Origin of the sequence: Psychrobacillus mangrovi, assembly GCF_037104765.1 — a bacterium.
GTDB lineage: Bacteria > Bacillota > Bacilli > Bacillales_A > Planococcaceae > Psychrobacillus > Psychrobacillus mangrovi.
Genome location: NZ_JBAWSY010000027.1, coordinates 1 through 13,869, shown reverse-complemented (window position 1 = coordinate 13,869; position 13,869 = coordinate 1). Strand labels below are relative to the sequence as shown.

The window sequence follows — 13,869 nt, the reverse complement described above, 5'->3', positions numbered from 1 at the left end:
AAAAAACCTTTATTTTGTATTTTATTTATGTAATTAAAATTTTAGTAACAAAAAAACGTTCACCTATTTAGGTGAACGTCTAAATCTTATTATTTCAACAATCCTTCTTTCAAATCACTATGCCATTTAGTTAGCATCGGCAAATCTTCTTCTGCAATCGTTCCTGCTTCATTTGCTGCATGAACAAGTGCGTCATAATTCGTTAAACTTACAAATGAGATTCCTGCTTCTTTAAATGCTTCCTCTGCTTTAGGAAGTCCGTATGTAAAAATACTCACAACTCCTAGTACTTCCAAGCCTTCTTTTTGTAGAGCTTCCACAGCAACTAAGCTACTTCCACCTGTAGAAATTAAATCTTCTATTACGACCACTTTTTGCCCAGGCGCAACTTTTCCCTCAATTTGATTGCCACGACCATGTTCTTTAACTTTTGAACGAACGTACATCATAGGTAGTTCTAAAACGTCACTAACCCATGCAGCGTGTGGAATTCCTGCTGTTGCAGTTCCTGCTACAGCTTCTGTTCCTGGGAAGTTTTTTTCAATTGCCTCTGCTAGCCCTTTTGCAATTTCTTTTCTAATTGCTGGAGAAGACATCGTAATGCGGTTATCACAGTAGATTGGAGATTTAATACCGGAAGCCCATGTGAAAAGATCATTTGGCTTTAGCTCTACAGCTCCTACTTGAAGTAATGCTTTTGCGATTTTATTTTCCAATGTCATGCGTTTTCCTCCCACATGTTTAATACGTTTTCATAAGCTAATACTGGGTTTTCTGCTTTTGTAATTGCACGGCCTACTACAATGTGAGAAGAGCCAAGTACTCTTGCGTTTGCAGGAGTAGCAACACGTACTTGATCGTGTGCTTCACCCTCTGCCAAACGAATTCCAGGTGTCACACGTAAGAAGTCATTGCCACAAGCTTCTGCTATTTTTTTTGCTTCCAGAACCGAACAAACGACACCATCGAGGCTTGCTTTTTTTGCTAATTTTGCATAGTGAACTACCGACTCATCAATTGTTGTTTGAATGAGTTGTTCCTTTTGCATTTGCTTCTCAGAAGTTGATGTGAGCTGAGTTACTGCAATAATAGAAGGTCTTTTATTACCTGCAGTTGTACCCGCTTCTAACCCCTCTCTAGCAGCAACCATCATTGCTTCTCCACCAGCAGCATGGATATTAACAAGATCTGCCCCAAGTCGAGCAAGTCCTTTCATCGCTTGTCCTACAGTGTTTGGGATATCATGCAATTTTAAATCTAGAAAAACATCATGACCCATTTCTTTTAACTTATATACAATGGAAGGTCCCTCTTGTAAATATAGCTCCATGCCTACTTTAACAAATAATGTCTGATCAAATGGAGACAAAAATTGATATACATTTTCTGCAGTAGCAAAATCTAATGCAATTATCGGACTGTTTTTCATAAACGATGACTCCTTCCAACTAATTCAGACACCGTATTAAAGCCTAATTCATCTAATTTATTTGGGAGCTCATCAATGAGAGTTGGGCAAACAAATGGATCCACAAAGTTTGCTGTACCTACTGCAACTGCACTCGCCCCAGCACTTAAGAAGTCAATGACATCATCAATTGTTGCAATTCCACCCATACCAATAATTGGAATAGAAACTTGCTTCGCTACGTCATATACCATTCGAAGAGCTACAGGTTTAATTGCTGGCCCTGATAATCCTCCAGTTACGTTTGCAATAACAGGTCTACCTGTTTTAGTATCTAATCGCATTCCGAGTAACGTATTGATCATCGTTATTCCGTCTGCTCCACCTGCTTCCACTGCTTTTCCAATGTCATTTACATTTGTAACATTTGGTGAAAGCTTTACGTATACCGGAACAGATGATACTGCTTTTACTGCTCTCGTTAATTCTTCCGCAACTTTTGGATCTGTCCCAAATGTTATGCCACCTTGCTTTACATTTGGACAGGAGATGTTAAGCTCCAGTGCATGAACATTCGGTGCCTTGGAGATTGCTTCTGCTACTGCAACATAATCCTCTGTAATATAACCTGCTACATTTGCGATAATCGGCACATCATATTGCTCTAGCCAAGGGAGTTCATTTTCCATCACTTTAGTTAAGCCTGGATTTTGTAAGCCAATCGCATTTAACATTCCAGCAGGTGTTTCAGCTACACGTGGAGTTGGATTTCCTAATCTCGTTTCTGGTGTAGTTGCTTTAATCATAATTGCTCCAAGCTTGGATAAATCATATAGTTGTGCGTACTCTTTTCCAAATCCAAAGCAACCTGAAGCAGGCATTATCGGATTTTTCAATGAAAGGCCTGGTAATTCGACTGCTAATCTATTCATACTCGAATCACTCCTGACTCAAACACTGGTCCATCTGAACAAACTTTCACATAATCAGCATCTGTTTTTTCTGTAGTTTCGCATACACACGCAAAGCATGCACCAATGCCACAACCCATTCTTTGTTCAAGCGATAGATATCCTTCTTTTTCTGGATACATCTTCTCAAGCGCAGCAAGCATAGGTGTTGGACCACAGCTATAATACACTGAAAAATCATCCTCTAATGTTTCAAGTACATTTGTAACAAACCCTGCATGACCAAAGCTACCATCTGCTGTCACGATAAACGTTTCACCGAGTTCCGTAAATTGTTTCTCATAGAAGACTACATCTTTTGTTTGGAAACCTAGCACATGAATTGGCTGTACTCCTTTATCAACCAATCTTTTCGAAAGCTCATAAAGTGGAGGCACTCCAATTCCACCTCCTACAAGTAAAGCTTTTTGACCTGCTTGTACTTTATCAATTGAGAAACCATTGCCAAGAGGTCCAAGTACATCAACCTGGTCCCCTTGTTTTTTTTCAGAAAGAAGGATAGTCCCTCTTCCATCGGCACGGTAAATCATTGTAAATTCTAATGCTTCTTTATTAATGGAAGATATACTAATTGGTCTTCTAAGCAAAGGTTCTAGTTGATCAGACACACGTATATGGACAAATTGACCAGGCTGATTCATTTCGTGTGCCAGATGTCCACTTAATGTAAGTTCAAAAATGTTCGTCGCAATTTGTCTTTGGTTTACGACTTGCATTTGTTCTTGTCTGATCATGCGCGAACCTCCTGTTTTTGCATAATTTCTGTAGAGAATGTCATGGATTCAATAACTCGCAGCATTGCCTCTGCTGTGTCCAAAGAAGTTAAACATGGTATGCCATTTTCTACTGACTCTCGTCTAATGCGGAAACCGTCTCGTTCTGGCTGCATTCCTTTAGTTAGCGTATTAATAACAAATTGAGCATTTCCTTTTTGAATGACATCTAGAATTGTTGTTCCTTTTGAGCCAATTTTATCTACAATATCCACCGGAATGCCCGCTTTTTGGATTATATCTGCTGTTCCCTCTGTAGCTATAATACGGAAGCCTATATTATAAAATCTTTTTGCAATTTCTGTAGCTTCTTCTTTGTCTTTATCTGAGATAGTCATTAAAACAGATCCATGATCTTTAATTTCCATCCCAGCTGCTACTAAACCTTTATACAAAGCTTTTTCTAAAGTAATGTCTTTCCCCATTACTTCCCCAGTCGACTTCATCTCTGGTCCAAGCGTAATATCCACTCGACGAAGTTTCGCAAAACTAAATACCGGTACCTTTACATACACTCCAGGACTATTAGGAGCAAGCCCTGTTTTGTATCCTTGTTGAACAATCGATTGGCCAAGAATAGCTTTCGTTGCAATGTTAGCCATTGGGATAGATGTAATTTTACTTAAGAAAGGTACTGTTCGACTTGACCGTGGATTTACTTCAATCACATATACCTCGTCATTTGAAATTACATATTGAATGTTCATTAACCCAACAATATTTAATCCTTTAGCAAGACGAGTTGTGTAATCTACCAACGTATCAATATGTTTTTGTGATAGTTTTTGTGGTGGATATACAGCGATTGAGTCTCCTGAGTGAACTCCTGCGCGTTCAATATGTTCCATGATTCCTGGTATGAGTACGTTTTCCCCGTCACAGATAGCATCTACTTCAACTTCCGTTCCAGTTAAATAACGGTCGATCAACACAGGTTTTTCTGGACTTGCTTCTACTGCATTTTCCATATAATGTTTGATTTCATCTTCATTATAGACAATTTGCATCGCACGCCCACCAAGCACATAGGAAGGTCTCACTAATACTGGATAACCAATTTCATCCGCAATCACAACAGCTTCTTTTACCGAAACTGCAGTTTTTCCTAGTGGTTGAGGAATCCCGATTTCGTGCAGAGCGGCTTCAAACTTATTACGGTTTTCCGCACGATCAATATCCTCTAGAGTAGTACCAAGAATTTTAACTCCTCTTTCTTCTAACGCATCTGCTAGGTTAATAGCCGTTTGTCCTCCAAATTGAACAACTACTCCTTTTGGTTTCTCTAGGTCCACAATATGCATCACGTCTTCTATCGTTAATGGCTCAAAGTATAATTTGTCGGAGATGGAGAAGTCAGTTGAAACTGTTTCTGGATTATTATTAATAATGATCGCTTCATATCCAGCTTCTTTAATTGCCCATACAGAATGTACAGTTGCATAGTCGAACTCTACCCCTTGCCCTATTCGGATTGGACCAGAACCTAGTACGATGACACTTTCTTTTTCCGAACGAATGGATTCATTTTCTTCTTCGTAAGTCCCATAGAAGTAAGGTGTTTCCGATTCAAATTCTCCTGCACAAGTATCAACCATTTTGTATACTGGTATAATTCCATGTTCTTTTTTGAAGTTATACACTTCTATTTCTGTTACATCCCAATACTTTGCGATTGTTTTATCAGCAAATCCCATACGTTTTGCTTTGTATAATACTTCTTTATCGAAAGGATTTTCTTGAATTACTTTTTCATATTGAACAATGTTTTGCAATTTGTTTAAGAAAAATACATCGATTTGGCTCCATTCATGGATTTGCTCTACCGATACACCTCTACGCAACGCTTCCCCTATGAAGAATAAACGTTCATCACCAGCACGTTTTATACGTTTTTTCATCCACTCATCTGTAATGGATTCACTGTTTTTCATTTCTAAATGGAAGTGGCCTGTTTCAAGAGAACGAACTGACTTTAAAATTGCTTCTTCAAATGTACGACCAAGTGACATTACTTCCCCAGTCGCTTTCATCTGTGTTCCAAGATTACGTTTTGCAGATTCGAACTTATCGAATGGCCATCTTGGTATTTTTGCAACAATATAATCGAGAGCTGGCTCGAAGCAAGCGTATGTTTTTTCCGTTACAGGATTCATCATTTCATCTAGTGTTAATCCAACAGCTATTTTTGCAGCTAATTTTGCTATAGGGTAACCTGTTGCTTTTGAAGCAAGCGCTGAAGAACGACTTACACGTGGGTTAACCTCAATAATATAGTAGTTAAAGCTATCTGGATCAAGAGCTAGCTGAACATTACAGCCACCTTCAATTTTCAACGCACGTATAATTTTTAACGATACATTACGTAGCATCTGGTTTTCGCGGTCTGATAATGTTTGAGTTGGTGCAACAACAATGGAGTCTCCTGTATGAATTCCGACTGCATCTACGTTTTCCATATTACATACAACAATTGCGTTATCTGCAGAGTCACGCATTACCTCATATTCTATTTCTTTATATCCAGCAATGGATTTCTCAAGTAGACACTGTGTTACTGGGCTATATTTTAATCCACTTGTTACGATTTCCAATAAGTCTGCATCATTATGACAAATCCCACCACCAGTCCCTCCTAGAGTAAATGCCGGGCGTACAATTACTGGGTAGCCGATTCTTTCAACAAATGTTTTTGCTTCCTCTAAATTATGAATAATATCACTTTCCGGAACAGGTTCATTTAATTCATTCATTAATGTTCGGAATAAATCACGGTCTTCCGCTTTGTGGATTGCTTCCAATTTTGTACCTAAAATTTCAATACCAAGTTCGTCTAAAATACCTGATTCATCAAGCTGAATGGCCATATTCAAACCAGTCTGGCCACCTAAAGTTGGAAGAATCGCATCTGGACGCTCCTTGCGAATTATTTTGCTTACAAATGGTAAAGTGATTGGTTCGATATATACTTTATCTGCTATTTCTGTGTCAGTCATAATTGTCGCCGGATTAGAATTTACAAGTATAACTCTGTATCCTTCCTCTTTTAATGATATACAAGCTTGTGTTCCAGCATAGTCAAACTCAGCTGCTTGGCCGATAACAATTGGACCTGATCCAATAACTAAAATTGTTTCTATATCTTTACGTTTAGGCATGTAAATTCTCCTTTTTGCTTACGGCATTCATTAATTCTATAAACTGATCAAATAGATGAATAGAATCTTCAGGTCCTGAAGATCCTTCAGGATGGAACTGTACACAGAATACTGGGAATTTTTTATGTCTTACACCCTCAACTGTACCGTCATTCAATGCAACATGTGTAATTTCTAAATCTGTATTGGCAATCGAGTCTGCATCTATTGCATAACCATGATTCTGAGAAGTTAACTCTGTTCTCCCAGTAGTTAAATCTTTTACTGGGTGGTTTCCTCCTCGATGACCAAATTTTAATTTAAATGAAGTTGCTCCACTTGCTAGAGAAATAAGTTGGTGACCAAGACATACTCCGAAAATTGGAACCTTACCAATAATTCCTTTAACCATTTCAATAGCGTCTGGAATATCGGTTGGATCCCCAGGTCCATTTGAAAGCATTACACCATCTGGATACAAACCTAAGATTTCTTTTGCAGAAGTGTTATAAGGAACAACTATAATGTCGCAATCGCGTTTGTTTAATTCTCTTAAAATACCGTGCTTCATACCGAAATCTACTAGTACAACTCTTTTTCCACGTCCTGGACTTGGATATGGACGTGTTATTGAAACCTGTTCTACAACATTTCTTGGTATTTTAGTAGATTTCAATGTTTGAACTATTTCTTCTACCTTAACTTCTTCTCCAGCTTTTGTTAGCTGCCCTTTTAAAGACCCGTGTTTACGAATAATACGTGTTAGCTTTCTTGTATCAATTCCTTCAATTCCTGGAACATTTTTTGCAGCTAAAAATTCACTTAATGTACCCGCACTTCTAAAATTAGATGGCTGTTCAGCAAGCTCTCTTACAACTACACCAGAAAGTCCAATTTCAATCGCTTCAAAATCATCTGGATTCACGCCATAGTTACCAACCATTGGATAAGTAAATGTTAATATTTGACCACAGTTTGATGGGTCAGAAATGGATTCTTGATACCCGGTCATTGCCGTTGTAAAAATTACCTCACCAATTGTCCCTTCTTCACTTCCAAATGCATTTCCTTTAAATACAGTACCATCTTCTAATATTAAATATCTTGTTTTCATGCGTTCTCCTCCTGCCATACAATTTCTCCTTTGAAAATAGTTACTTGCGGCCAACCTGCACAAATCCAACCGTCAAACGGTGTGTTTTTTCCTTTTGATAAAAATGCCTCTTTATCAATTGCTCGTTCTTTTTCTAAGTCAATCAAAACTAAATCAGCGGGTGCCCCCTCTTCTAGTTTTCCAAATTCGAAGCCAAAAACTTCTGCAGGCTTTATCGTTAAGTAATCTACTAATTGTTTCAAAGTTAACTCACCATTTTTAACAAAATGTGTGTATAGGAGTGGGAATGCTGTTTCCAATCCGACAATTCCAAAAGGTGCCTTTTCAAATCCATTTGCTTTCTCTACCTCTGTATGAGGTGCATGATCCGTAGCTATAAAATCTAATGTACCATCAAGTAATCCTTCGTGAAGAGCTAGCATATCCTCTTTACTTCTTAGTGGTGGGTTCATCTTCCAAACTGCATCATTTGATGGGATATCATCCTCGCAAAGTAATAAATGATGAGGGCTAACTTCCGCTGTCACGTGTACTCCTGCTTTTTTAGCATCTCGAATGACACGGACAGATTCTTTCGTGCTAACGTGACAGACATGATAATGTGCTCCCGCTGCTTCCGCGAGTAAGATATCTCGTGCTATATGTACCGATTCTGAAACGGAAGGTATCCCTTTTAAGCCAAGTTCTTCATTTCGTTTTCCTTTGTGCATCACTCCACCATATATAAGAGTATTATCTTCACAGTGTGCTACTACAGGAATTTGAAATTTTGCTGCTTCCTCCATCGCTTCAAGCATTGTTCCTGCTGCTTGCACGCCTACACCATCATCGGTTAAAGCAAATGCTCCCAGCTTTTTCAATGCTTCTATATCTGTTCTTTCTTTTCCAGCTTGTCGAATAGTGATAGACGCATATGGTAAAACTCGCACAAGTGCATTTTTCTCAACTAAGTCTAAAATATGTGAGAAGGTTTCAACTGTATCTGGTACTGGTCGCGTATTTGGCATTGCGCAAATGGTAGTGTACCCACCTTTTGCTGCTGCCTTCGTTCCACTTTCAATCGTTTCCTTATGCTCTCCGCCTGGCTCACGTAAATGAACATGTACATCGATGAATCCTGGAGAAAGTAGCATTCCCTTTCCATCAATTACTTGTGCATCTTTTATTGTTTCATTCGCCCCAATTTTAGTAATTAATCCGTTTTCTATTACAACTGAAGTATTTTCTAATTTTCCTTCATTGTTAATTATTTGAACGTTTTGAATAATTTTTGTCATTTTATTCTCTCCCTTTCAAAATCATTTCAATGACTGCCATACGAATGAAAACACCATTTTCGACTTGCTTAAAAATTCTTGAACGATCTACCTCAATTAGCTCACTTGCTATTTCAATATCTCTATTAAAAGGACCTGGATGCATAATGATGGCACTATCTTTCATCCTTTTTTCTCTGTCCACAGTCAATCCATAAGCTGCATGGTAACTCTCGGTTGTAAGGTATGCTTTACCATCATGCCTCTCATGCTGTACACGAAGCATCATCATCACATCACTTGATTCGATTACTTCATCTATATAATTGATGGCATCGAATTCTGCTTGCCACTCGGGTGGGCAAACAAAATTAACTTTTGCACCAAGTTTTATGAGGGCATCTGCATTTGATCGGGCAACTCGACTATGTGCAATATCTCCAACAATAGATATTTCTTTACCTTCAAACGTCCCGAATTCTTGTTGGATCGTCAATAAATCTAAGAGACTTTGTGTAGGATGGTTACCAGTTCCGTCTCCACCATTGATGATGACAGGCTTTACTTTTTCAATTAAATCATCAAAGAAGTTATTTTGTTCATGTCTGATTACAATCGCATCAACCCCAATTGATTCCAAAACTTTCACAGTATCATATAGTGTTTCGCCTTTTAATGTGCTTGAGAAACCTGCTTCAAAGGGAAGTACATTTAGATGTAACTTTCTCACGGCCATTTCGAAGCTCATTTTCGTTCTTGTACTTGGTTCAAAAAATAAGTTAGACACTGTATATTTTTGTTTTAACTTTGATTGCTCACCTTCACGAAATGCTTGTGCCTGTTTCAAAATATCCATAATTTGTTCTATAGATAATTCTTTCATCGATACTAAGTTTTTCATATACATCCCCCTCTATTAAATGCATCTTGGCATATTTGCGTTCAGATTTTTATCGACCTTGATCGATAAATTGCTCGAAAGATCCATGACATCCGCTGGAGGCTTTAACTTTATTGAGATTTAGTCCCAATGAAGTTAAAAACCTTCTCGAAAAGTCTCGAGAAGGTTCGTTTTTGCATAGACAAGTAAAGGTACTTATGGAAAGTCCCTACTTGTCTAGCCGAACCTTTTGTTGACTCTCTGTTCAACTTCTTAAAAGGTTATTTATTCTTTTTGATCCATACCTGCTATTGGTTCATCTTTTCTGCCTGGCAATACAAGGTTTAATATTACTCCGATAATTGCTGCTAATGCCATACCTTCAATGCTTAATGATTCTGATACAACAAACTTCGCTCCACCGATTCCAATTACTAAAATCACAGAAGCAATTACTAGATTACGATTATTACCGAAGTCAATATTATTTTCTACAAGCATTCGAAGACCACTTGAAGCAATAATTCCGAAGAGGAGTATGGAAACTCCACCTAGGACTGCTGTTGGAATCGACCCAATCACTGCCATAACTTTACCTAGGAATGAAATAGCTATTGCAACGACTGCAGCTCCTAAAATTACATAAACACTATATACACGTGTGATGGCCAACACTCCGATGTTTTCACCATAAGTCGTTTTAGGTGGACCACCAATTAGTGAACTAACAAATGTTCCTAAACCATCACCTAGTAAAGAACGATGTAAACCTGGTTCTTTTATATAATCGCGTTCAACTACTTTACCAAGTACTAATTGATGACCTATATGTTCTGAAATAGTTACAATTACGATTGGAACCATAATTAGCAACAACTTAGACGTTATTACAAAATCATAATCTATTCCTGGAATTAAGAAATCAGGAACTTCAAACCACTGCGCTTGTTTTACTGCTGTGTAATCAATAATCCCGATGGCAGCTGAGTAAATGTAGCCTACTATTAACCCGATTAAAATTGGCATAGTACTTAAAATGTTTTTAAAATAAATGGTGCAGAAAATCGCTGTAAATAATGTTACTAGTGCTGCAGAGAAGTGTGTGAAGTTATAAGTTCCTTCCACATTCATCGCCATATCTACAGCGACTCCAGCAAGCCCTAAACCAATAACCATGATTACGGGACCTACTACAATTGGTGGTAGTAGTTTCATAATCCATTTATAACCGCTTTTCCAAATAATCAGGGCAACTATTCCGTAAGTAATACCGACAAACATCCCACCGATCATTGCACTTCCGGCACCACTAACTTTTGTAGCTAAAATAATTGGAGCAATGAATGCAAAGGATGAACCTAAGTATGCTGGTACTTGAAACTTCGTAATTAACAGAAAGAAGATGGTTGCTATACCACTTGTAAGTAATGCAATTGCAGGACTTAACCCGACTAACTGTGGAACTAAAATAGTAGAGCCAAACATTGCAAACATATGTTGAAAACTTAATGTTATAAGTTGTCCACCTGATGGTTTTTCATTAACGTCTAACACTGCATTTGACATGGAATATTCCTACTTTCCAAAAGATTTCTTATTCAAAGATGGTAACTGCATCCATCTCATCTGTTTCTACTACTTTTACTACAATTCGCTCACTGCTAGAAGTCGGAATATTTTTACCAACATAATCTGCTCGTATTGGAAGTTCACGATGACCCCTGTCAATTAAAACCGCTAATTGAATTTGAGCTGGTCTACCTAAATCCATCACGGCATCCATTGCTGCTCGGACCGTTCTTCCTGTGTATAGCACATCATCTACTAAAATAACTTTTTTATTTGCTACATCATGGGTAATGTCTACTTGTTGAACTAGTGGCTCTTTCGAGTCATTTTTTAAAGACAGATCATCTCTGTATAACGTAATATCCAGTTCTCCAGTCTTGATTGCATTCCCTTCAATACTTTCAATTTTTTGGGCAAGCCTTTTTGCTAGATAAGCACCCCTCGTTTTAATTCCTACTAGAATACAGTCTTCGATTCCTTTATTACGTTCGATTATTTCGTGTGCAATTCTTGTTAATGCTCTATTAATGGATTGTTCATCTAAAATATTAGCTTTCTCAGCCATATTTACCCTCCTTTTATTTAGAAAATAAAAAACCTCTTGAGCTAGAGATGCCCAAGAGGTTGTATGTGTGTAATAAATTAAGGTGCACCCACAAGATAAGTCCGCAGACAAATAGTGAGTCACTTTCACATGTACCTTCTCAGCCTCTCGGGACTGTTATTAAAGGTGAAGCTATTTACTTTTCTTTGCTTAGTATAAAGCATTAATCTTCTTTAATCAATGATTGTTTTCTTAAATCTTGTAATAAATTTGTGTAATCCTCTGGAAGTGGATATGAGAACTCCAAATATTCACCTGTTTTTGGTTGAATAAACCCTAATACCCCTGCATGTAAAACCTGTCCATTGAAATCGATTGTTTTCTTTGGACCATACTTTGGATCACCTGCTAGTGGATAACCAATATATTTCATATGCACACGAATTTGATGCGTTCTACCAGTTTCTAACTGACATTCAACTAATGTAAATTTATCAAAACGTTCTAATACACGGAAATGAGTAACTGCATGTTTCCCACTGTCTACTACTGCCATACTTTGTCGGTCTTTTTTATCTCGACCAATAGGAGCATCGATTGTTCCTTTGTCATGAGGAATACGACCATGCACAAGTGCAGTATATTTACGTGTAACAGTCTTCTTTACAAGTTGATCGACTAATGAAACATGTGCCACATCATTTTTGGCAACCATTAATAATCCAGTCGTATCTTTATCAATACGGTGAACAATTCCTGGACGCAAAACACCATTAATGCCTGATAAATCTGTTATTTGATACATTAGTCCATTTACAAGTGTTCCAGATACATGCCCGGGAGCAGGGTGTACCACCATACCACGCGGCTTATACACAACAGCAACATCTTCATCTTCATACACTATTTCTAAATGCAAGTCCTCAGCAACAATATCAAGCTCTACCGCTTCAGGAGGAGTAACGACAATAACATCCCCTTCCTTCACTTTATAGTTTGATTTTGCTGCTTCTGAGTTCACCAGTACATGTCCATCTTTTATTAAATTTTGTATTTGTGTACGGGACCAGTCTGTATCAAAAGATGCTATTGCTTTATCAATTCTCTCTTTTGCTAATTCTTTTTCAATAATAAATGTTTGATCTTCCATTACTTCACCTTTTTCTTTTCAGCTCGTTCTTCTTTCAAAATAAATAATATGATAATCACGACACCAATTGATAATGCTGCATCGGCAACATTAAAAATAGGGAAATCATAATTAATGATTGGGATTAAGACATCAACAAAATCGACTACTTCATTTCTCCAAAGACGATCGATAAAGTTTCCAATAGCTCCGCCTAATAAAAGCATTAAAGCAGACTGAAACATGGGTTTTCCTTTTGCTTCTTTATGAAAATAATAAATGATACCGATAATTACGACAATCGTTACGACTGTAAATAAACCAATTTGTCCTTGTAGCATTCCCCATGCAGCTCCGCGATTTCGATGTGAAAGTAATCCTATATAAGGATCCAAAATCGAAATACGTTCACCATATTCCATATTCTTAACGACTAACCATTTTGTCCACTGATCAAGTGCAATAACAACCGCTGCTAATCCATAAAATTTCCACACAACAATTCCCCCGCTATCAAATTCACCTTGGCTCAATTGCATCCAGATTTTATTCAAGCTTAATCGATAATCCCTTCAAAATCTGTGCATTCACCGAGGCTTTAACTTTATTGGGCTGTGTTTTAAAACCCATCTCTATATAATTAATTAAAAGAATCTACAATAGTTTACCATACAATCTATATATACGTAAAAGATGACCTATTTTTAGAAAAGCGCAAGCGACTGTGTCAGCCCCGACAAGCAAATGTTCTACCCACAAAGAAGTCGTTCTTTGACTTCATTGTGGGTAGGTTATTTGACCTCGAGGGGCTAGTCGCTGAAGCTAGACAGTATAAGAAAAGCGCATGCGCCTGTGTTAGCCTCCGACAAGCAACTGTTTTTCCTCCAATGCAAGTTTTTCATTTACTTCTTTGTGGGAGGTTATTTGACCTCGAGGGGCTAATCGCTGAAGCTAGACAGCATAACATAGCGCTAATATCACCCCCTATGTACATCACCTGTTTTCAATTGTTTCGGGAGTGCTTTGGATAGACTTTGGCTACATTATTACCGTGGGATTATATAGAAGGGGTGGTCGTGACTGTCGTCACG

Annotated in this window: 12 protein-coding genes; all 12 read right to left on the bottom strand. The window is 37.8% G+C overall.

Annotation, left to right across the window (positions count from 1 at the left end; genetic code table 11):
- Positions 1–89: 89 nt before the first annotated feature.
- Positions 90–722, bottom strand: coding sequence for an orotate phosphoribosyltransferase (gene pyrE, locus WAX74_RS19445; protein WP_336499321.1), 633 nt, complete (start codon positions 720–722; stop codon positions 90–92).
- On the bottom strand, positions 719–1,429 hold the full coding sequence (gene pyrF, locus WAX74_RS19440) for an orotidine-5'-phosphate decarboxylase (protein WP_336499320.1): 711 nt from the start codon (positions 1,427–1,429) through the stop codon (positions 719–721). Before pyrF ends, pyrE begins: the two co-directional genes overlap by 4 nt.
- A complete protein-coding gene (locus WAX74_RS19435; protein ID WP_336499319.1) occupies positions 1,426–2,340 on the bottom strand; it encodes a dihydroorotate dehydrogenase in 915 nt (304 codons plus the stop codon). The genes pyrF and WAX74_RS19435 overlap by 4 nt, the downstream gene beginning before the upstream one ends.
- On the bottom strand, positions 2,337–3,113 hold the full coding sequence (locus WAX74_RS19430) for a dihydroorotate dehydrogenase electron transfer subunit (protein ID WP_336499318.1): 777 nt from the start codon (positions 3,111–3,113) through the stop codon (positions 2,337–2,339). The genes WAX74_RS19435 and WAX74_RS19430 overlap by 4 nt, the downstream gene beginning before the upstream one ends.
- Positions 3,110–6,307: a carbamoyl-phosphate synthase large subunit gene (gene carB, locus WAX74_RS19425; RefSeq protein ID WP_336499317.1), complete on the bottom strand. Its 3,198-nt coding sequence runs from the start codon at positions 6,305–6,307 to the stop codon at positions 3,110–3,112. The genes WAX74_RS19430 and carB overlap by 4 nt, the downstream gene beginning before the upstream one ends.
- Positions 6,300–7,400, bottom strand: a complete 1,101-nt coding sequence (locus WAX74_RS19420) for a carbamoyl phosphate synthase small subunit (RefSeq protein ID WP_336499316.1) — start codon at positions 7,398–7,400, stop codon at positions 6,300–6,302. The genes carB and WAX74_RS19420 overlap by 8 nt, the downstream gene beginning before the upstream one ends.
- A complete protein-coding gene (locus WAX74_RS19415; RefSeq protein ID WP_336499315.1) occupies positions 7,397–8,677 on the bottom strand; it encodes a dihydroorotase in 1,281 nt (426 codons plus the stop codon). The genes WAX74_RS19420 and WAX74_RS19415 overlap by 4 nt, the downstream gene beginning before the upstream one ends.
- Position 8,678: 1 nt before the next feature.
- Positions 8,679–9,557, bottom strand: coding sequence for an aspartate carbamoyltransferase catalytic subunit (locus tag WAX74_RS19410; protein ID WP_336499314.1), 879 nt, complete (start codon positions 9,555–9,557; stop codon positions 8,679–8,681).
- A gap of 264 nt (positions 9,558–9,821) precedes the next feature.
- Entirely contained in the window at positions 9,822–11,102 is a 1,281-nt protein-coding gene (locus tag WAX74_RS19405; RefSeq protein ID WP_336499313.1) for a solute carrier family 23 protein, read from the bottom strand.
- Between the two features lie 28 nt (positions 11,103–11,130).
- On the bottom strand, positions 11,131–11,670 hold the full coding sequence (pyrR, locus tag WAX74_RS19400) for a bifunctional pyr operon transcriptional regulator/uracil phosphoribosyltransferase PyrR (RefSeq protein ID WP_336499312.1): 540 nt from the start codon (positions 11,668–11,670) through the stop codon (positions 11,131–11,133).
- Between the two features lie 202 nt (positions 11,671–11,872).
- The gene (locus WAX74_RS19395; RefSeq protein WP_336499311.1) at positions 11,873–12,799 is read right to left on the bottom strand and encodes an RluA family pseudouridine synthase; all 927 of its coding nucleotides are present in this window, start codon (positions 12,797–12,799) and stop codon (positions 11,873–11,875) included.
- Positions 12,799–13,275 (bottom strand): signal peptidase II, encoded by a 477-nt coding sequence (gene lspA / locus WAX74_RS19390; RefSeq protein ID WP_336499342.1) that lies wholly within the window; start codon positions 13,273–13,275, stop codon positions 12,799–12,801. Before lspA ends, WAX74_RS19395 begins: the two co-directional genes overlap by 1 nt.
- Positions 13,276–13,869 lie beyond the last annotated feature (594 nt).